The 18,671-nt window shown below is 55.3% G+C and carries 17 protein-coding genes, 1 tRNA gene and 1 pseudogene; 8 read left to right on the forward strand and 11 right to left on the reverse strand.

Annotated elements, in window-relative coordinates; translation table 11 throughout:
- Nucleotides 1-138: 138 nt before the first annotated feature.
- The 4 genes from M5B96_RS18475 to M5B96_RS18490 form a co-directional block, all read right to left on the reverse strand.
- A complete protein-coding gene (locus M5B96_RS18475) occupies nucleotides 139-936 on the reverse strand; it encodes an SDR family NAD(P)-dependent oxidoreductase (RefSeq protein ID WP_248798166.1) in 798 nt (265 codons plus the stop codon).
- 307 nt (nucleotides 937-1,243) lie between these two features.
- Nucleotides 1,244-2,458: a DSD1 family PLP-dependent enzyme gene (locus M5B96_RS18480; RefSeq protein WP_248798348.1), complete on the reverse strand. Its 1,215-nt coding sequence runs from the start codon at nucleotides 2,456-2,458 to the stop codon at nucleotides 1,244-1,246.
- A gap of 68 nt (nucleotides 2,459-2,526) precedes the next feature.
- Entirely contained in the window at nucleotides 2,527-3,921 is a 1,395-nt protein-coding gene (locus tag M5B96_RS18485; RefSeq protein WP_248798167.1) for a D-arabinono-1,4-lactone oxidase, read from the reverse strand.
- 22 nt (nucleotides 3,922-3,943) lie between these two features.
- Nucleotides 3,944-4,324 (reverse strand): c-type cytochrome, encoded by a 381-nt coding sequence (locus tag M5B96_RS18490; RefSeq protein ID WP_412548620.1) that lies wholly within the window; start codon nucleotides 4,322-4,324, stop codon nucleotides 3,944-3,946.
- Nucleotides 4,325-4,987: 663 nt separating this feature from the next.
- Between M5B96_RS18490 and M5B96_RS18495 the strand changes: the two genes are divergently transcribed.
- Nucleotides 4,988-6,163 (forward strand): sensor histidine kinase, encoded by a 1,176-nt coding sequence (locus M5B96_RS18495; RefSeq protein WP_248798168.1) that lies wholly within the window; start codon nucleotides 4,988-4,990, stop codon nucleotides 6,161-6,163.
- 174 nt (nucleotides 6,164-6,337) lie between these two features.
- Here the strand turns inward: M5B96_RS18495 and M5B96_RS18500 are convergent, their stop codons facing one another.
- Together M5B96_RS18500 and M5B96_RS18505 are read right to left on the reverse strand one after the other, a co-directional pair.
- Nucleotides 6,338-6,832 carry a hypothetical protein gene (locus M5B96_RS18500; RefSeq protein WP_248798169.1) on the reverse strand — a complete coding sequence of 165 codons (495 nt, stop codon included), beginning with the start codon at nucleotides 6,830-6,832 and terminating at the stop codon, nucleotides 6,338-6,340.
- A gap of 9 nt (nucleotides 6,833-6,841) precedes the next feature.
- On the reverse strand, nucleotides 6,842-6,961 hold the full coding sequence (locus M5B96_RS18505) for an SDR family NAD(P)-dependent oxidoreductase (RefSeq protein ID WP_248798170.1): 120 nt from the start codon (nucleotides 6,959-6,961) through the stop codon (nucleotides 6,842-6,844).
- A gap of 256 nt (nucleotides 6,962-7,217) precedes the next feature.
- Here M5B96_RS18505 and M5B96_RS18510 point away from each other — a divergent pair, with 256 nt between their 5' ends.
- From M5B96_RS18510 to M5B96_RS18530, 5 genes are read left to right on the forward strand one after another with little or no spacing between them, the layout of a single operon-like run.
- The gene (locus M5B96_RS18510) at nucleotides 7,218-8,450 is read left to right on the forward strand and encodes an amino acid deaminase/aldolase (RefSeq protein WP_248798171.1); all 1,233 of its coding nucleotides are present in this window, start codon (nucleotides 7,218-7,220) and stop codon (nucleotides 8,448-8,450) included.
- Between the two features lie 58 nt (nucleotides 8,451-8,508).
- Nucleotides 8,509-9,945, forward strand: a complete 1,437-nt coding sequence (locus tag M5B96_RS18515; protein WP_248798172.1) for a coniferyl aldehyde dehydrogenase — start codon at nucleotides 8,509-8,511, stop codon at nucleotides 9,943-9,945.
- A 34-nt stretch (nucleotides 9,946-9,979) separates the two neighbouring features.
- Nucleotides 9,980-11,167 carry an MFS transporter gene (locus tag M5B96_RS18520; RefSeq protein ID WP_248798173.1) on the forward strand — a complete coding sequence of 396 codons (1,188 nt, stop codon included), beginning with the start codon at nucleotides 9,980-9,982 and terminating at the stop codon, nucleotides 11,165-11,167.
- Between the two features lie 33 nt (nucleotides 11,168-11,200).
- On the forward strand, nucleotides 11,201-12,094 hold the full coding sequence (locus M5B96_RS18525) for an SMP-30/gluconolactonase/LRE family protein (RefSeq protein ID WP_248798174.1): 894 nt from the start codon (nucleotides 11,201-11,203) through the stop codon (nucleotides 12,092-12,094).
- A 37-nt stretch (nucleotides 12,095-12,131) separates the two neighbouring features.
- Nucleotides 12,132-12,950 carry an SDR family NAD(P)-dependent oxidoreductase gene (locus tag M5B96_RS18530; protein ID WP_248798175.1) on the forward strand — a complete coding sequence of 273 codons (819 nt, stop codon included), beginning with the start codon at nucleotides 12,132-12,134 and terminating at the stop codon, nucleotides 12,948-12,950.
- 191 nt (nucleotides 12,951-13,141) lie between these two features.
- On the opposite strand, the gene M5B96_RS18535 is transcribed toward M5B96_RS18530, so the two are convergent.
- Together M5B96_RS18535 and M5B96_RS18540 are read right to left on the reverse strand one after the other, a co-directional pair.
- On the reverse strand, nucleotides 13,142-13,438 hold the full coding sequence (locus tag M5B96_RS18535; RefSeq protein ID WP_248798176.1) for an SCP2 sterol-binding domain-containing protein: 297 nt from the start codon (nucleotides 13,436-13,438) through the stop codon (nucleotides 13,142-13,144).
- Nucleotides 13,439-13,550: 112 nt separating this feature from the next.
- Nucleotides 13,551-14,309 (reverse strand): class II aldolase/adducin family protein, encoded by a 759-nt coding sequence (locus tag M5B96_RS18540; RefSeq protein WP_248798177.1) that lies wholly within the window; start codon nucleotides 14,307-14,309, stop codon nucleotides 13,551-13,553.
- Between the two features lie 229 nt (nucleotides 14,310-14,538).
- On the opposite strand from M5B96_RS18540, the gene M5B96_RS18545 reads away from it, so the two are divergent.
- Nucleotides 14,539-15,555, forward strand: a complete 1,017-nt coding sequence (locus tag M5B96_RS18545; RefSeq protein WP_248798178.1) for an AraC family transcriptional regulator — start codon at nucleotides 14,539-14,541, stop codon at nucleotides 15,553-15,555.
- A 187-nt stretch (nucleotides 15,556-15,742) separates the two neighbouring features.
- Here M5B96_RS18545 and M5B96_RS18550 read toward each other — a convergent pair.
- Nucleotides 15,743-15,829, reverse strand: a tRNA-Leu gene (locus M5B96_RS18550).
- Between the two features lie 522 nt (nucleotides 15,830-16,351).
- Here M5B96_RS18550 and M5B96_RS18555 point away from each other — a divergent pair.
- Complete coding sequence (locus M5B96_RS18555) at nucleotides 16,352-17,491, forward strand: lactonase family protein (protein ID WP_248798179.1); 1,140 nt, start codon at nucleotides 16,352-16,354, stop codon at nucleotides 17,489-17,491.
- 142 nt (nucleotides 17,492-17,633) lie between these two features.
- On the opposite strand, the pseudogene M5B96_RS18560 reads toward M5B96_RS18555, so the two are convergent.
- Nucleotides 17,634-17,920, reverse strand: a pseudogene (locus M5B96_RS18560) (type II toxin-antitoxin system RelE/ParE family toxin).
- 319 nt (nucleotides 17,921-18,239) lie between these two features.
- Nucleotides 18,240-18,638 (reverse strand): DUF3224 domain-containing protein, encoded by a 399-nt coding sequence (locus M5B96_RS18565; RefSeq protein WP_248798180.1) that lies wholly within the window; start codon nucleotides 18,636-18,638, stop codon nucleotides 18,240-18,242.
- Nucleotides 18,639-18,671: the final 33 nt, after the last annotated feature.

The following is an 18,671-nucleotide window of genomic DNA, read 5'->3' on the forward strand; positions in this document are numbered from 1 at the left end:
ACTGCGCTATGCACGGGTGCTCACTGAATATCGAGCAGTGGGCCACCGAACACTTGGCGCAATAGGAACAACGCCATGCAAGTATCGCCCAGAGCTTCCACCGAAGGCGGCGTGGATAAGACCACCGCTGCCCGTCAACTAATCCAGCTCACGGGAAACCACATATGCAGAGATATTCCCAGTCAACGTTCTTGACGGTGAAATACGTGCCAGCCATGTCACAATATTATTACTGATTCCGGGCATTATTGCCGTGCGCCCAGCGAGCATGGCCTGGTAGCCGATTGATGCAATTTCATCCGGCTGGCTATAACCAAGCTTGGCCATTCTTCGCTCATCAACGAGCCCCGCCGCGATATAAAAATTTGTTCGTGTCGGCCCTGGCGCCAGGTGGGTACACGTCACCCCGGTGCCTCGCAAGTCATGAGACAACGATTCGGACACGCTTATGACGTAGGCTTTGGAGGCTGCATAAGCAGCTTCCAAGCCATGGGGTACCACGTAGCCAGCCGAGGAACTGAGATTAAGTACTCGACCGCGACCTCGCTCGATCATCGGTTTGACGTAATGCAATGTGAGCTCTGAAAGCGTCACGACGTTTAGGTGCAGCATCGCTGTGAGCTGCACCGCGTCGTAGCTCTGATAAGCGAGGCCTACTATACCCGCGCCCGCACTGTTCACCAGAAACTCAATCGGTACACCGAGCGCATCAACTTGCTTGATCAGACGATCCGCCGATCCGGGCAACGACAAATCTTCACATAGTCCATAAGCGTCAATGCGGTACAACGCCTTTAACTCGGCCACCAGCGCATCCAACTTGTCGCGGCTGCGCGGACTGGAACACAACACCAAGCCTACATCGTCTCGGGCGAACAACCTTGCCAAATTGGCCCCTATGCCACCCGATGCTCCTGTAATCAATGCGTAGCGCATGACATCACCTTTCTTCTTATTTTTGAATATACATAGCGGTGTCTGGAGTTTAGAAGCTGAGCCAGTCAAACACGTATAGGCCTAAAGGCCATCTTTGGGTCCGTTCCGGCCAGCCATCCGTGAGGCCCGCTGACCAGTTCGCCCCCCCCCTGCAACCGGTCAACCAGACTACTCTAGTTTCACTCACCAGCCCCCCCCGTCTTCACGACTGAAGGTGGTCTCGATAATATTTCGGCGGAGATATATGGTTTTTACATGCAGCGTCTGGACCTGAACAACCTTACCAGTTATTGGCCAAATCCCTCTGTCACCCTTGGTCATAGACCGGCCAAGTTTCGACGATCTTTCCACCTCGCACAGCGAGCAAATCACCAAACTGCAACAACACAAACTCAGTTTGGGTAGGACGCAAAAATACCTGATCCTCCACATTCAGTGCCACTGCTGGCGAGCCGTTGATCATTTCCTGGTTGGAGCTGCGACCATAAAGTTCATTACTCTGCAGCCCTTTTGGAGATTCAGGTTCGGCCATCCAGTTGCCGCCGTAGATAAAGAAGGTGGCGCGCTGATTGGGATCCCACCAAGAGAACAAGCTGGACTTTCCATCCAACGCCGGAAAGTTTACCGGACCAGTACTTTTAATGACGGGCGTGGCAATGTAGACCGCTGGTACATGTTCACTGAGGGAAGGCAGATCGTAATGGGTGGGCTTGAGCAACGCGGTGCCTACCGAGACTTCACTGCTCAGATGTTCCTGCTCATGAATGCGATAGCTTGGGCTGCCGGCCGTATTAAGCGTGAGCCCATCGTTCCAAAGCGATGCGAAGTTTTCGCGGGCGTAATTCACATGACCGGTGTAAATGGCCATGACCTTTTCGAACAGAGCCTGGTGCGATCCTAGAATCCCTGGCACCCCCATACCGACAAAGGGGTCATATCCCATAAAACCAGAAAATTCCAGATGTTGCCCATTAGCACTGATCAGCGTGAGCATCTGATTCAACTGCTCTTTGTCGCTGACACCACCACGATGCAAGCCTACATCCAATTCAATATTAACTCGCAATCGAGTTCCCAAGCCCTGGGCGAGTGAAAGGTACTGCTGCAATCGTTGTGGTGTGTCCAGCAGCCATTGCAACTGCTTTGATGGGTCAAACGCCCCTTTGTGGCGCTGATAAAACAATTCGGCTGAACGCACTGGTAAAGGTTTGCCCAACAAAATGTCAGCGCTGGGAAACGTCTGTGCATCGTGGTTGAGAAAGGGTTGATGAAACGACATCAGACGCCGGGTATCGGCACGTTTAGCGATGTACGCCAGTAGCCCCGGTGACGGCAGGGACTTCTCCACAAGCCTTAAGTGTTTTCCACCACGGCGCACTGATTGCAAGACCACATCAATATTCTGATCTAACCGATCAAGATCAATCAGCATCACTGGGCGCATAGGCCCGTAGGCCTTGAGCTCCTTGTTCAGCATGCGGAAATATTCGCTGTAGGGACTGCCACGATCACCAGGGCGCAATAATGCAGCGCCGCCTATCAGCAGCGCACTCATCCCGGCAGAACCAAGCATAAAGGTTCTGCGATTCATCAGGCGACTCCAAAAATCGAAGACAAGTGGGCGTTGATAAATTTTCCGCCGGGATCCAGCGCCTGTCGCACCCGCGCGAATTCCTGCCAGCGGGGGTAAACCTGCTCCAGGTTGCGTGCATTCAAGGTATGCAATTTCCCCCAGTGCGGACGCCCACCGTATTTCCAGAAAATTGGCTCCACGGCGGCAAAGTAGTTATGGTGGTCCATCTGGTAATGCTGATGCACCGATATCGAGCAACTGTCACGCCCCTCGAACATGCTCAAGGGAATGTTGTCGGCCTTAACGTAGCGGTATTCGAGAGGAAACCAGGTACGCAGGTCCTGCTCATCAATCAACTTGATGATCTCCCGCAAACAAGCCGGTCCATGCTCCGCCGGCACTGAGTATTCCATCTCGTTAAAGCGCAGAGTGCGCGCGCTCGGGTAGATCTGGAACGATTCCCCCACCCGGTCTTTGAAATCGGCAATAAATCGCAGGCTGTTGAGCAACATGCGCCGCGCCTCTGGAAAGTCACTGCCATACTTATCAAGCTTTTCGACAATCGTCGCGAATTGGTTACCGTTCGCCTCCGCCAGATCGATGGGGGGCGTCTCTTGATCGCTCGTTTCGTTAAGCGCAGTCGACAGTGCGTAGTCTGAATGGGGCAGCACCAGCATTTCCCAGTGTTGGTTTTCTCGGGTGTTTTTTTCTAAATCTTCCAGCAACTCTTCAGTCTTGGCGATCCATTGCCGCTCCCGCAAACGATAAGGTGCGCGGTTTTGCATACGTACTTTGGTCACAACCCCCAGAGCCCCCAGGGAAACACGCGCAGCGTTGAATACCTCGGCGTTACGCGTGGCGTCGCATTCCAATACTTCACCTTGTGCCGTTACCAATTGCAGGCCGGTGACAAACCCCGAGTAAGAGGTAAACCCCTTCCCGGTGCCATGGGTCGAAGTCGAGATCGCCCCGGCGAGCGTCTGATAGTCGATGTCAGCCATATTCTGCAGCGCCTGGCCGACGTCCTTGAGTACTGGTCCCATCTGAGACATGGGTGTACCCGCGCCGAATTCGGCCTGCAGGCTATTGCTGTCATGTTCCAGTAAGCCGGTGAAATTGCTCAGCGACACAATCGTGCCGTCGGTGGGTACTAACGCGCTAAAAGAGTGGGCCGAACCCACCGGGCGAATCTTGCCCGAAGCCTGGCGAATTACCTGAACCAAGTCATCCAGGTCGTTGGGGGCAAGGCGCGCCAACGGCAAGCAGCTTTGCCCACCGGACCAGTTATGCCAGGGTATCAGCCTCGGTGCGCGAGTCAGTTGCGCTAGTGCCGAGTTACTGCTTAGCGCTGCGAACGCACCGACAACCGCCGTGCGTTGCAAAAGTTGGCGTCGCGAGAGATCTATCATCATGCGGCTGACTCCGTCATTCTTATTAAATTTTTTGACCAGACATGAAGGCCGCCAATCCCAAAAACTGCTCTTCTGAACACTGCATGCACAAGCCCATGGGCGGCATACCCTTGTGTCCGTTTATCATGTGATCCAGAAGGGTGTCAGAGCCTTGAGCAACTCTGGGTAACCAAGCCTGCGCATCGCCAGTAAGAGGAGCACCGGAGGCCGGATTGGAGTGACAGAGCTTGCAACTGGTTTCGTAAATCCGTGCAAGCGCTTTATCACCAGGCATCGCGTCGACTGATGCGGAGTGTGTCAGATTTTTATGGTGCTCATCGCCGCAGGCACTGAGCATACCCAGACTGGCTGCCAGCAAACCGATACGAAGTACAGGGGCGTGCAGCGGGATCTTTGACCACATGGCGGTCCTCTCTTAAACGCCTGTCAGGCAGGCTTTTTTTTATGTGACGTAGTCTATGCAATACCAGGTCAAGATTAAGGTAGCAGGCACGATCAGATAGGGTTATTCGGGGCCATAAAGAGGGCTTTAACGGCCATTTTTTGCCACCGAAAAAATATGGATTCGGAGCCGGTGGTTACCGACTTGACGAACGCTGCATCTCAAGCGGTAAATAATTACGTGAGGTCTCAAAAAAGCATTAGGATAAATTGCGATGCCTACCGGTGGTACCCGTTGAGAATCGATTGGGCTGTGCCTGAACCTCAGGTGTTGCAATTATAGGTAACTCCGGATTCGTTCAATCGCTGCATTCAGATCACCCCCTCGTGCAAGCTGACGGTGAAATAAGCAACATTCGGAGAGGACAATGGTGAATAAATGCTGTCGCGTATTCTCTGCAGAGTCGTACGTGAATCGGTGCCGGATTCAAGGGTGGCAGGAATCTGAAACCACATGCGGTCCGATTTGGGCGGAAAGCCGTAGGGCATATGAGCCAATACTACGGTCGTACCGGCGAATACCCCCAATATGCAGCCCAGTAAAATGAATGGATGCTTGAGCGAGCCTTCGATCAGACGACGATAGCCACGTCCGCTCCGCTGGCTACCAATTTAGGTGAACCGCATGCCGCACCCGTCAAAACTCAAAAATAAACCCTTGTGGCACTGGGTTGGCATTCGTATGAGCATGCTTGCAATCGGAGCCGTGGTCGTCATCGCGTTCTGTATGTGGTTGCAAGTCACGATGTCAGATCGGGTAAGACTGCAGAAAATTCCTCCGGAAGTACGTATCGAGTTCGAGCGATTGCAAACTCAGCCCTCTCTCGATGAGGCCAAACTTCGACAATTATTTGTGCGTTACTACCCCATCGAAAACCTCTCGCCGGGCATCGACAACAAACAATGGTTGATACTGGCAAGCCTGGTGGCTGGCGCGATCCCGATCGTGATCTTGTTTGGCTTCCTGTTTTCACGCCCGTTGTCGAGTCAGTTTTCCTCCATTGCAAAAGGCGCGCGCCAAGTCGCACAAGGCGACTTCAAGACACGCCTGCCCTCCATCGATAAAGGTCCGGATGAACTTCAAGCTCTCGTTAGCGATTTCAACACCATGACAACCCAGTTGGAGCGCTATGAGCTTGAGGTCATCGAATCCAGCGCAATAATTGCCCATGAGCTTCGCACACCGCTAAACGCTGCAATGGGCCGCGTTCAAGGGATGATTGACGAGGTTTTCCCAACGGACGTGAAGCAACTGGAAATGGTCGGCAGACAGCTTGAACAATTGAATAAACTTGTGAACGATCTTCACCTTCTTTCACTCGCCAGAGCCGGCCAGCTTGTCTTAGACAAAACTCGATTTCCCCTCCACAAGCTGGTCGACGAGCGCTTGGCTTGGTTCGGCTCTGCACTCCAAAACGCCAAAGTTGGCCCCTCAATTGACATTCCTTTTTATGTGAACATTGCGGCAGATCGCGATCGAGTTGGTCAACTGATCAACATCTTGATTGATAACTGCCTTCGCTATGCGGCACAAGGGCAAGAACTTCACATTCAAGCAACTCAAACCGATCGGGCAGTCGTGCTGACCTTCTCGGACAGAGGTCCCGGCCTCAATGAGAATTATCTGGAAACCGTGTTTGATCGTTTCTGGCGGGCGGATAACTCCCGAGCACGCTATTCTGGAGGTAGTGGTCTAGGATTGTCTATCGCCAGAGCCATTTGCCAAGCTCATGGAGCAACGATATCCGCACATAACCGGCCGGGGGGGGGCGCCATTATTCGCCTGGAAATGCCAATCTGACTCAACATTATCTGAATCGCCCCGGGTTTCGTAGACACCTCTATGCCTCAGATAACCCCGGGGCAATTCAACCTTCACGAGATGGTCCTGCGGATGAATTCATCAGCGTCAGACAGGACAGTTTACACAGGACCTGCACAATATAAGTTGCAAAACACCAGGTAAATACGTGAGTTAATCCAACTCACGGGAAACCACATTCGCCGAAATATTTCCGGTCAGCGTTCTGGAGGGTGAAATACGTGCAAGCCATGTCACGATGTTATTGCTCAGCCCAGGCATCACTGCGGTACGACCCGCGTACATCGCCCGGTAGCCGATCCGTGCAATATCATCCGGCTGGCTGTAACCGAGCTTGGCCATGCGACGCTCATCAACCAACCCGGCGGCCACGAAAAAATTGGTTCGCGTCGGCCCGGGAGCCAAATGGGTACAAGTAACACCCGTGCGTCGTAAATCATGGGACAGCGATATCGCGGTGAGTTGTGTTGCGTCGTGGTCCTGATACGCGAGACCGACAATACCGGCTCCCGCGTTGTTGACCAGGAACTCGATCGGCAGCCCCAGCACATTCACTTGCTCGATCAGACGCCCTGCTGCTCCGGGCACGAACAGGTCTTCGCAGCCCCCATAAGCTTCGATGGGGTATACCCCCTTCAGCTCGGCCACCAACGCCTGCTATTTGTCACGACTGCGTGAACTGGAACACAACACCAGACCGATACCATCACGGGCGAACAACTTGGCCAATTCGGCCCCAATCCCACCGGATGCTCCCGTAATCAATGCGTAGCGCATCACTCTCACCTTTCTTCTTATTGGGGCCAGTCGTTAGATTCGAGTGTAAAACCAGAGCCACTTATATCCGCATAGGCCCAAAGGCCAGTTTCGGGTCAGTTCCGGCCATCCAGATGCCGGACTCGCTGGCCTGTTCGGACCCCTAGAACGGCCTCGTTTACCCTTGGTGACGATCCCCCGCCCCTCCTATCCTCCTTCCACGACAGCGAGGTATGCCCGCGCGTCCCCTCTTCGATGATCATGCAGAGAAAGCCCAATGAGCCGTGTAGCCACAAAAACAAAAAAATCCGTTGAAACGCCGATACACGACTACCCCTACTACCGCGCGGCTCTGGCTGGTCATCGACTGCCAGCGGCTTTTATCGACCTTGATCACTTCACCATCAACCTGGAACACCTACGCTTGCGCGCCGGTAACCTTCCAATACGGCTGGTCACCAAGTCGGTTCGCTCGGTGGAGATGATCCGCAGAATCATGTCTGCCGGATCGTTCATGAGAGGCCTGTTGTGTTACTCGGTGGGAGAGGCGGCATGGCTGGCGAGCGAGGGGTTTGACGACATTGTGGTGGCCTATCCAAGCGTGGAAATCACCGAGATCAGAGCGGCGGCGACACAGATTCGAAACGGCCGCTCCATTACGCTGATGGTCGACAGCTTCGAACAAGTGATTCAGATCAATCAAATCGCGTTGAGCGAAGGCGTGGTTATTCCGCTGGCCATCGACTTGGATATGTCCTCATCTTTTCCAGGCATCTACTTTGGCGTACACCGTTCTCCCGTTCATGACGTCTCGACCGCCATCAAGTTGGGACGGGAAATCGCCGAACGTAAAAACGTCGTCCTACAGGGACTGATGGGCTACGAGGGGCAGATCGCCGGTCTGATGGACGATGTACCGGGAGAAGCCATCAAAAGCGGCGTCATTCGCTACCTCAAGGGCAGGTCGATCATTGAGGTCAATGCCCGGCGCCAGGCCGTGGTGGAAGCCTTGAAAAAGGACGGGCATCTGCTGCGCTTCGTCAACGGCGGTGGCACGGGCAGCTTTGAAAGTACCCGCCTTGACCCTTCGGTGACAGAACTTGCAGCAGGTTCGGGTCTCTATGCGCCGACGTTGTTTGATCACTATAGAAGGTTCAAATTACTGCCCACCGCCGGCTTTGCCTTACCGGTGACACGCGTGCCAAAAGATGGCGTCGTGACCTGTTCGGGAGGCGGTTACATCGCCTCGGGCCCCATTGGTAAAGACCGTTTACCGCAGCCGTGGCTACCGGCCGGGTGCAGCTTGATCGATAAAGAGTCCGCCGGAGAAGTGCAGACCCCCGTGCGTCACACACTGGTGAAAACACCGGCCATTGGCGACCCCATCCTGTTTCGCCATGCCAAAGCCGGAGAACTCTGCGAGCGCTTCAACGAGCTGTTGCTGATTCAGGACGGCCGGGTAATCGACAAAGTTCGAACTTACAGAGGTGAAAGAAAGAGCTTCTTCTAACCGATGCCCTGAACGCCTCTCGTGCTCCACCCTTGCGATCCACCGATGGAAAATAAAAATGAGCCACTCCGCGCATTCAGTGACACCGCTATTCGACTCAGTCAACGAGCTGCAGTCCCTTTTCGACGCTCAGCGGCACGCCGTTCGACACAACAGCGCACCGTCCTATGTGCAACGCATTCACGCACTGGATACGTTGGCGCAGATGGTCAAGAGCAACCGTCAGAAGCTACTCGAGACGATCTCCATGGACTTTGGCAACCGTTCGTTTGCCGAAACTGAACTGGGCGAGTTGATGCCCATTCTGAACAGTATCAAGTATGTGCGCGAGCACCTGAAAACGTGGATGCGGCCCCACAAGCGCAAGGTCGGCATGGCCTTCAAACCAGCCAGTGCCTGGGTGGTCCATGAACCTCTGGGGGTCGTCGGCATCATGGCCCCTTGGAACTACCCTCTGACACTGACCTTGGTGCCCCTGATCGAAGCACTGGCAGCGGGCAATCGAGTCATAATCAAGCCTTCTGAGCTCACCCCGCGCACTGCGGAATTGCTGAAAGACCTGATCGGTTCGGCCTTTCCCAAGAATCAGGTCACCATCGTCACCGGCGGCCCGGAAATAGCCGCGCACTTCAGCACCCTACCCTTTGATCACTTGCTGTTCACTGGTTCAACACGGATCGGCCGACAGGTAATGGCCGCGGCCGCCCCAAACCTTACCCCAGTCACCTTGGAGCTCGGGGGTAAATCGCCGGTGGTACTTTGCCGTGACTACTCGCTGAAGAAAGCCGCACGAATTATTGCCATAGGCAAGTTCTTCAACGCCGGCCAAACCTGCGTTGCTCCCGACTACCTGCTGGTCCCGCGCGACCTGACCGAGCTATTCGCGGCAGCTTTGCTCGATGAGGCAAAAGCCTTATACCCAACCATAGCGGGCAACAAGGACTACACCTCAATCATCTCCCCACGTCACTACGAGCGCCTGGATGACATGATCGAGCAAGCCAAATGGGCCGGAGCCAAGGCCTGGCAATTGGATCAGGAAGGCGCGGCGCAAGAGCGCAAGATTGTGCCGACGATCCTGACCGAGGTCTCTCTGGAGACCACTGTCATGCGCGAGGAAATCTTCGGTCCCATCCTGCCGATTATTGGCTATGACACCCTCGAACAGGCCATTGATCTCATCAACGACCGGCCCAAGCCACTGGCGCTCTATTGCTTCTCCCATGACACGCAGGTCATTAAACAGGTCCTCGAGCGGACCCGCTCCGGAGGCGTGACAATCAACGGCACCATGCTGCATGCCACTCAGGAGGATTTGCCGTTCGGGGGCGTCGGAGAAAGCGGCACCGGTGCCTACCATGGTTATGATGGGTTCGTGCAGATGTCCCATGCACGTGGCGTATTCAAGCTAAGCCGCTTCAATATGTCCCATCGAATCGCAGCCCCTTACGGAAAATTGACCCGTCTCATCACTCGCCTGATGCTCGGAAAGTAATTCGTCCTCCCAGAATAACAAGCAAGGTGAAACGATGAATTCAGCTCTCACAGCAACGCCCATGCGTCCAGAACTGAGTTTTGGCGCCGTCATACGACTGGCTCTGGCTTACTCTTTGGCCACCAGTGGACTTGTTCTGACGCCCTTTCTCGTCGCCGCCGTCATGCTGCGATTTCAGCTCGACGAGAGCATCGCCACGCAAATAGCCGGGGTTGAAATACTCGGGGTGGCTCTCAGCTGTGCCTTCATGCCGCGCTGGATTGCCCGTGCATCGCGCAGTTTTACCCATGTCGCCATCCTGGGGGTTATCGCTGGCCAACTGTTCAGCGCCCTCGCCACAACCATTACAGCCATCAGTATTGCTCGCGGTTTTACCGGTATTTGCGAAGGCGTTCTGTTCGTCATTGTCGCTGCCGGTATTTCCCAACGCGTCGCTGCTGATCAACTCTGGGGCAAGATCAATCTGCTCGCAGGGATCATCAACGGCAGCATTCTGGTGATCATTTCCTACCTGCCTCAAGACTGGTTGGGGCGCTGGCTGTTTCTGTTGTTGTTCAGCGTCGCCGTGCTCGCGGCCCCAGCGATCCATGGGATTGGCCGGTTTACCGGTCAAGCGGTTCAATCTCGCCCCTGCAGCCGTATGCCGATTCGCCTGGTACTGACCATCTGGATCGTTACGGTACTGGTCTATGGCATTCAGGCTTCCCAATGGGCGGTTTCCGGCATCGTCGGAAGTCACGCCGGGCTCTCGCCGTCAATGATTGGCATCCTGTTGTCGGTATCGTCCTTACTGGGATTCGCCGGTGCGGTCATCCCCTCGCTGCGTATCAGTCACCTGCATCGATTGACCATCATCTGGCTCGCACAACTGGGTCTGATCGGCTCGATCATCTGGTTCTTTCGCGCTACCGATGGCTGGTCGTACTTCCTGAGTCAATTGACCCTCAACTGCTCCTTCTTCGTCATCATTCCGTTTATGACAGGCCTGCTTTCCGAAGTTGACCCCGACGGTTCACTGGTAGCCCGCAGCGTTGTTGTCACCTTTATTGGCGCAGGTCTCGGCACGGCAGTGGCCGGATCACTGTTCGCTCAATTTGGTGGCGTCCAACTCTCCTACGGCCTGGGCCTGGGAATCGCGGCTGCGCTGCCCTTTGTCTGGTTGGCACTGCGCGGCAGCGACCTCCATCTCGCGGGAACATCGACACAACAACTGCCTGACTGATCCGCTCTCTCACTCCATCAGGAAGACCGAACCGTGGACATTATTGAACCCTTGATCACCGTTTGCACAGAAGTACCTTTTCAACTCGCAGAAAGCCCCTTATGGGATGCGCACCGCGAGGTGTTGTGGTTCGTCGATATCGATGCACCTGCCCTCTTCAGCTTCCACCCGGTTACCCGTGAACTGACGCGCTTCGACATGCCGTCTCCTATCGGCTGTATCGGGCTGACCCACGATAATCGGATTATCGCGGGTCTTAAGTCGGGCGTGCATATATTCGATCCACAGACCCGTAAGCTGCAGTTTCTGGTCAACCCGGAACCCGACCGCCCAGACAATCGCCTCAACGATGGCAAGATTGGCCCTGACGGCTGCTTCTGGGTCGGTAGCATGGATCAAAACAGCATCAACACCACCGGCGCACTGTATCGCGTGACCGCCTACGGCCAGTCCACCCGGGTGCTGGACAACCTGTTCGTCTCGAACGGGCTGGCATGGAGCCCGGACCACCGCACGATGTATCACACCGATGGCATCAGCGCCTCGATCAACGCCTACGACTTCGACCCTGTCAGCGGCGCAATTTCAAACCCGCGAGTACTCATCACACTCGATTTCGAGGAAACCGGCTGGCCTGACGGCGGCACCGTTGATCTTGAGGGCAACTACTGGAGCGCGGGCATCTACCGAGGAAAGATCAATCAGATCTCGCCACAGGGCGAGTTGCTGCGCAGCCTCCAGATGCCAGTGATCGGCACGACCATGCCCTGCTTCGGCGGTATCGACGGCCGTACTCTGTTCATCACATCGCTTACGGCCGAAGTAGACGACCAGGAGCAAGCCGGCACATTGCTCTCTTGCAACATCGATATCCAAGGCGCCCCAATCTTCAAGTTCGGACAGCCCGCCTCATCACCCTCCCACTGATCTGTCCCACCCAGGTGGTGACCACAGGAACAACATCATGAAGAAGAAACAGCCGCAGGTTATCTTGCTGACCGGTGCCGCCAGCGGTATTGGCGCGGCAAGTGCCAAACATGCCATTTCACTGGGCTACAGCGTGATGCTGGCGGATATCAACCTTCAAGGCGCCCGCGAACTGGCCGCCTCCCTGGGCGAAAAAGCTTGCGCCATCGGACTGGACATCTGCTCGGCGACTCAGTGGGATCAAGCGATCGAAAAGACCTACGATCACTTTGGTCAACTCGACATTCTCATCAACAATGCGGCCATCGTTTGCACCGGTTACGCTCGGGACGTAACACTGGAACAACACCAGCGAACCTTGAACACCAACTTCATGGGGCCCCTCACCGGCACCCTGGCGGTACTCAAGCGCTTCAATGAGCAAGGTCATGGCCATATCGTCACAGTGTGCAGCATGACCTCATTCATGCCTTTCCCGGGAATTGCCAGCTATGGGGCCTCGAAACAGGCACTGCGAGCCTTCCATCACGCAGTCGCCCTGGAGGAGCGTCACGGACCGGTGAACTTCACCATCCTTCACCCAACCTCCACGGAAACCCCGATGTTGGAACAGGAAGCACAAGATGACGCCGCATCATTTGCTTTTGCCAGCGAATCGGTCACGCCTGAGTTCGTCGCTGAAACACTGTTCAAGGCCATCAAGAAGAAAACGGTAGAGGTGTTCATGCCCCCCGAACAAGCACGTGCAATACGCATGCTCGGAACGGACCCGAAGAAAATGCGCACCCTGTTCGACACCATGGAGGAAATCGGCAAGCAGGTACAACAGACAAGGCGGATTGAAAGCACTCTATAAGTCCGAGAAACAAAGCCCCTTCGGCAAGGACTTCGGATCACGACAACAAAATGCCGAGCAGGATCGAGCGACGCCCTGTCACTCGATCCTGGATCTTTTACACTATTGCGTTGCAAGCATTCCTGAACGGCTCAAACGAACTCAACATCAGCCCCTGTCACTCATCCTTGCTGGAAAATACTTGCGGACTATTAACCCCGCTGAAAAACGGGCAACCATTGCAAGGCGGCCCCTGGATCACCCTTGATCTTGATTTTACCTTGCATAAACGCCACCGGGGCATTCAACTTACCGGCAACCAGACTTTCGAAATCCTTACGCGAAATAACAATGGTGGTATCGGCATCGATATCGTCGTTAGTCACTGTAGTCCCCGACACGGAAAGAAAGCCGACGTCCTTGAGACTGACTTTCAGGCTGGTGACAGGAATGGGACCGCTCGTGACGGAAGTTTTGAATTTTTCGGTAATTTCGGAAAGATATTCCATTTTAAGAAACTCCACTGCTAGATGTTCCATACTGAGAGCGCTCGGGGGTGAACGAACATATTTTCCGGATCACAACCCGACTATTGAAATTGCACACGGGTGAAGGCACGAATCAGGTCTTGTAATCGGCGTCCAGACGATCCAACTTGCGCAACAGTGCCGGCCAGACAAAACCGCCCCCCAACCCCTCAGTCTGTACACGCGCCGCATCAGCGACGCCTTCGAGGATGCGCGGATCAATAGGAAGCAGGTCACTACCGCCGGCCTGGGCAGCAATTTGGATCTGACAGGCGCTTTCAAAGATGTACATCGCCAGAAATGCATCCGCGATGGTTCGCCCGACTGTCAGCAATCCGTGGTTGCGCAGCAGCAGAAAACTGCCCTGCCCCAGGTCCTGTTGGAGACGCGGCTTCTCCTCATCGTGCAGAGCGACACCTTCGTAATCGTGATAACCAAGGCCGGTAAGCACGAAGGAAGACTGCTGCGATATCGGTAGCAGTCCGGCTCGCTGGGCACTGACGCCCACCCCAGCACGGGTGTGGGTGTGCAGCACGCACTGGACATCCGTACGTAGTGCATGGACAGCACTGTGAATCACGAAGCCCGCTCGGTTCACAGTGAATCCAGTCTCACGGACTTGATGCCCTTCCTGGTCTACCAGCACCAGGGAAGAGGCCGTGATCTCTTCGAAAAGGAGCCCGTAGGGGTTGATCAGAAAATGATGCTCCGGGCCTGGGACACGGGCACTGATGTGGGTGAACACCAGATCCGTCCAACCATACAAAGCAACCAGTCGATAACACGCTGCCAAATCACATCGCAGCTGCCACTCCTGCTCACTCACTTGCGCCTTGAGCGAAGGCATCTCCATTTGAATCTCCTTACCGTTTGGGTTCTTATTGTGTTGCTCACATAAATCCTGCACGGTAAGCATAAGGCGAGACAACGGGCTTCCCTGTTGCTCAAACGGACAGCCGAGAGTCATTTCAGGTCAGCGTTGACAACTGAAATGGCGGCATTGAGCAATACAACTCGGCAAACCGTAAACAGGCGCGTACAACCCTGCGAATAGCTCTAGAATTAGAAAAAAGGATAACCAGATGGATGGTTCAGCACGTTATACAACAGCCAATCTGCATGTTTATCTACTGCGTTGTCTTGCTGGCATGAGCAACGACTTTGGCATTGATCCCGCCCGCTTATGCCTGGGTCTTGGATTTGAAATAGCAGACCTTTCAGATCCTGAGTGTCGTGTTTCCTTTCGCCAGGCCAGTTCCATGATCAGGCGGGCTCTGGAAATGACCAAGAGCCGGGAGCGAGGGCTGGGGCTCGATATCGGCCTCAAAGAAACCATCGGCTCCATTGGCCTGGTGGGATACGCGATGCTCACCAGCCCTACGCTGGGAGAGGCCATCAGCCTGGGTGTAAAAATGCAAAGTCATGCCGGAACGCTACTGCAGCTCGACCGGGTCGATAGTGATGCGCATGTGTCGATTCGGGCTACCAGCCTGTTCCACGAACCCGATATACAGGTGTTTCTGGTTGAGGAAACCTTCGGTATCTTCCTGAATCTGGTGCGAACCTTGGTGGGCGATGCCTTCAACCCGACCTCTATCGAATTGACCTATTCAAAGCCCTCCTACGCGACACAGTACGACCAGGTTTTCAAATGCCCGGTGCGTTATGAGCAAAAAGACAACCTGTTTACGTGTGAAGCCCACTGGGCTGACAAACCGATCGCCACCTATGATCCGCTAAGCCATCGACAGGCCCTGGAGTTTCTACAGATGACTGTCGCTCAACAATCGACGGAGAATGAATTCATTGAATCCATCGAGCGCATCATACGCCGCGACCTTCGCCAAACGCCGGCACTGGCAGCAGTTGCAACGCAACTGTGCATGAGCGATAGAACCTTGCGTCGACGCCTGGCTGACCAGGGCCAGTCTTATCAGAACGTACTCGACCAGATCCGCAAGGACCGTGCGCTTGCCCTGTTGAGCAACTCGCGCCTGAGCATTGAAGAAGTGGCCTATGAAGTGGGCTTCAGCGATGCCCATAACTTTCGCCGGGCCTTCAAACGATGGACGGGGCATGGGCCACGACAAACGCAATGAGGCCGGCCCCTCTCCAACAGGAAACGACGGCAACGCTCCTCCCCTTCGCCGGCCAGCCTCGCGGTGACAATCAGTCGTGGTACTTGGGAAGCTCCGACTCCTCGGAGAGCAAAAACGAAAAAACCCGCCAGAAGGCAGGTTTTTCAGGGGTTCCAGAGAATTCGTAAGCGCTCTATGGAATGCAAGATGGTGCCCGAAGCCGGAATCGAACCGGCACGCCCTTACGAGCGGGGGATTTTAAGTCCCATGCGTCTACCAGTTTCGCCATTCGGGCGGTAGCGCGGTGAAGCAGTCTGCGCGGCGACTCATTACGAACCAGAGGGTTTCGAAACCGTCCGGCCAGCCTGGTGCCTGCGCGACAAGGGGACGAATATATACATCCCCACCCGGCGAAGCAAGTTCGCTGACGGCAATTTTCAGCGCCACACACATTTCGCAACCATCTGATTTTCAAAGAATTGCGTGGCATCACCAACGCCCGGCCCACCGTGGGCTGCGATGAGCCCTCAAGTCCCCGCCAACCTGGCCAAGTCATTGGATTTTCAAGGGATTTGCATCAAATTGATATCGGACTGTAACTATTTCATCACAATGGCCCAACATAATGGTTCCCAGCCGAAGGATCCGGCCCCATCCCAAGAAGCCCGCCCATGCGGGCTTTTTGCTGTCTGCCCGGAAAGTATGTTGCTTGCCGCTGTCAACTTCGGGATTGACAAGGCAACAACCGCCGCCTAACAATCAAGCCTTGTTGTACGACAACAGACAATTAAAACAACAATAAAAGAGTGCCCTTCGAATGAATCGAGTCAAGATCCTGCAAGGCTTCGTCAGCGCCGCACTGTTGGCGAGCACACCACTGAGCTGGGCCAACACCTACGTCTACGTTTCCAATGCCAACGACGGCACCCTCAGCAGTTATGAGCTGTCGGCAAAGGGGCAATTGCAGCCTCTGGTCACCACCGAAGCCGGAGCGGGCGTCATGCCCCTGGCACTGAGCCCCGACCACAGCAAGCTATACGCCTCCATCCGCGCCAAACCCTATTCGGTGGCGACCTACAGCATCAACCCCGCCAACGGCGCCCTCAAGCACCTGAAGAACGCCAACGTTGCCGACAGCCTGGCCTACATCTCCACGGACAAGGCCGGTCACTACCTGTTCGGTGCGTCGTACGGCGAGGATCTGATCAGCGTCAACGCCATCGATGCCAAGGGCGTCGTAACCGATGATGTACGACAAGTCATCAAGACCGGCCCGAACGCCCACTCGATCATTGTCGATAAGACCAACCGCTTCGTGTACGCCGCCAACCTGGGTTCCGATCAGTACCTGGAGTTCAAATTCGACGCCGTCAGCGGCAAGCTCACGCCACTGGGCCATATCGACATGCCCAAGGGCAGTGGCCCGCGCCACCCGGTGATTTCCTCTGACAACCGCTTCCTTTACCTGCTCAGCGAGATGGCCGGCACCGTGACCAGCTTTGCCATCGACCCGAAGAGCGGACGCCTGAGCGCGCTCTCTGAAGTCAATGCAATCCCCGCCGACTCAGGGCTGGTACGCGGCGTCGCGCGGCCGATGATCAAGCCTGGTCAACCGACCCCACCGCCGCTGGCGGCCAACTTGATCTGGGCGGCCGACATCAAGCTCACCCCCAACGGGCGCTTCCTCTACACCTCGGAACGCACCGGCAGCACGGTCAGTGCCTTTTCGGTAGACGGCAAAAGCGGCAAGCTGAGCTTCCTGCAGAACATCAAGGTCGAACAGCAACCGCGGGGAATCACCGTCGACCCATCAGGAAAATGGTTGCTGGTTACCGGAGAGAAAAGCGCTGAAGTGGGGGTGTACGCCATCGATCCGCTACACGGCACGCTCACGCGCAATGCCGGCGCACCTTCCGGCAAGGGCGCGAACTGGGTGCAGGCGGTCAGCTATCCGTGAAATGCTAGAGACCGGTGTGACCGCCCTTGCCTCGTCTTGCATAGAGTTGGAGTGGTCACCCCTGTAGCCCCTATATCCCAAGTACTGCAACAGCCCGCTTGGCGCACACACGACGGTTTATGTTGCACCTTATGAAAATGCATCAGTTATTGCCGGTTGGATATTCCTGTCGAGCGTGGAGCACACCAACGACTTCAATACAGTCGGTGGTGACTCGGTAAATCACCACATAATTTGGGTGAACCACGATTTCTCGAGTGCCAGGAAGGCGTCCATGACGGTATAAGTAGGGGTGATCGGACAGAGGAAGAACCGATGACTCTATTCGTTCCTTCAGGCCCTTGGCCGACGAGGGAGAGTCTTGGCGATGCATCGTATGATTTGTAACAGTTCGCGCTTTGCCCGCTTTCGCCAGACAACTGACAGCATCAGCCACGACCTCTCTGCTCGGCCTCGGCTTCGGCAATGATCGCATCCACTTCTGCCATCACCTCATCATGCGGAGTACAAGAACTATGAACGGTATGTGTCACGACAATTCGCCGAACCGCTGGCTTCTGCCCTTCCCCCAAAGCTCACACAACCGTGGCGGGCAAAATCCGACAACCTCCAAATGAGCCTCCAACATATCGATATCGACCGTAGCTCCAGCGCACCTTCCGGCAAGGGCGCAAACTGGGTGCAGGCGGTGAGCCATCCGTGAAGCATGAGGGAGAAGCACGACCACCCTCGCCTCTCCCGGCTGATCTCAGGACAGTGAGTAGTCAAACTGGTAGGAATGCTGCCCCTCAACGATGGTGATCACCAGGCGACCGGCAAGCCCCACGAGATCCCCAGTGGCGGAATCAGGCACAACACTGATGGATTGTTCTGGCACGCCGCGTGTCATGGTGGAGCTGTGCTGCAATACAAAGCTGCCCTGACGACCATGAAGCGTGCCGGTGACCGTTTCCATCGCCACGTAGCCTGCAGAGCCCTGTACAGCGCTACGGAAAGAAAGCATTTCACCTTGGCTGGTAGCCACCAGGTCACCGTGAAATTTCTTGTCGAGGGACAGGCGTCCAAGACCGGTGCCCGCAGCAATATCGCTGAGCGGCTCGGGGTTTAACTTAACGTCAAAACGACCATTTGCCTGTGTGCTGGTCATGGAATTTTCCTCAAAATGGAATGGGTGACTTCC

This window comes from Pseudomonas sp. MWU13-2105, assembly GCF_023242315.1.
In the GTDB taxonomy this organism is placed as follows: domain Bacteria; phylum Pseudomonadota; class Gammaproteobacteria; order Pseudomonadales; family Pseudomonadaceae; genus Aquipseudomonas.

Excerpts from the sequence above, each read along its gene's own strand:
- M5B96_RS18475 (WP_248798166.1), bottom strand. The coding sequence starts at position 936 with ATGCGCTACGCATTGATTACAGGAGCATCGGGTGGCATAGGGGCCAAT.
- M5B96_RS18485 (WP_248798167.1), bottom strand. The coding sequence starts at position 3,921 with ATGATGATAGATCTCTCGCGACGCCAACTTTTGCAACGCACGGCGGTT.
- M5B96_RS18490 (WP_412548620.1), bottom strand. The coding sequence starts at position 4,324 with ATGTGGTCAAAGATCCCGCTGCACGCCCCTGTACTTCGTATCGGTTTG.
- M5B96_RS18495 (WP_248798168.1), top strand. The coding sequence starts at position 4,988 with ATGCCGCACCCGTCAAAACTCAAAAATAAACCCTTGTGGCACTGGGTT.
- M5B96_RS18505 (WP_248798170.1), bottom strand. The coding sequence starts at position 6,961 with ATGCGCTACGCATTGATTACGGGAGCATCCGGTGGGATTGGGGCCGAA.
- M5B96_RS18510 (WP_248798171.1), top strand. The coding sequence starts at position 7,218 with ATGAGCCGTGTAGCCACAAAAACAAAAAAATCCGTTGAAACGCCGATA.
- M5B96_RS18515 (WP_248798172.1), top strand. The coding sequence starts at position 8,509 with ATGAGCCACTCCGCGCATTCAGTGACACCGCTATTCGACTCAGTCAAC.
- M5B96_RS18520 (WP_248798173.1), top strand. The coding sequence starts at position 9,980 with ATGAATTCAGCTCTCACAGCAACGCCCATGCGTCCAGAACTGAGTTTT.
- M5B96_RS18530 (WP_248798175.1), top strand. The coding sequence starts at position 12,132 with ATGAAGAAGAAACAGCCGCAGGTTATCTTGCTGACCGGTGCCGCCAGC.
- M5B96_RS18535 (WP_248798176.1), bottom strand. The coding sequence starts at position 13,438 with ATGGAATATCTTTCCGAAATTACCGAAAAATTCAAAACTTCCGTCACG.
- M5B96_RS18540 (WP_248798177.1), bottom strand. The coding sequence starts at position 14,309 with ATGGAGATGCCTTCGCTCAAGGCGCAAGTGAGTGAGCAGGAGTGGCAG.
- M5B96_RS18545 (WP_248798178.1), top strand. The coding sequence starts at position 14,539 with ATGGATGGTTCAGCACGTTATACAACAGCCAATCTGCATGTTTATCTA.
- M5B96_RS18555 (WP_248798179.1), top strand. The coding sequence starts at position 16,352 with ATGAATCGAGTCAAGATCCTGCAAGGCTTCGTCAGCGCCGCACTGTTG.
- M5B96_RS18565 (WP_248798180.1), bottom strand. The coding sequence starts at position 18,638 with ATGACCAGCACACAGGCAAATGGTCGTTTTGACGTTAAGTTAAACCCC.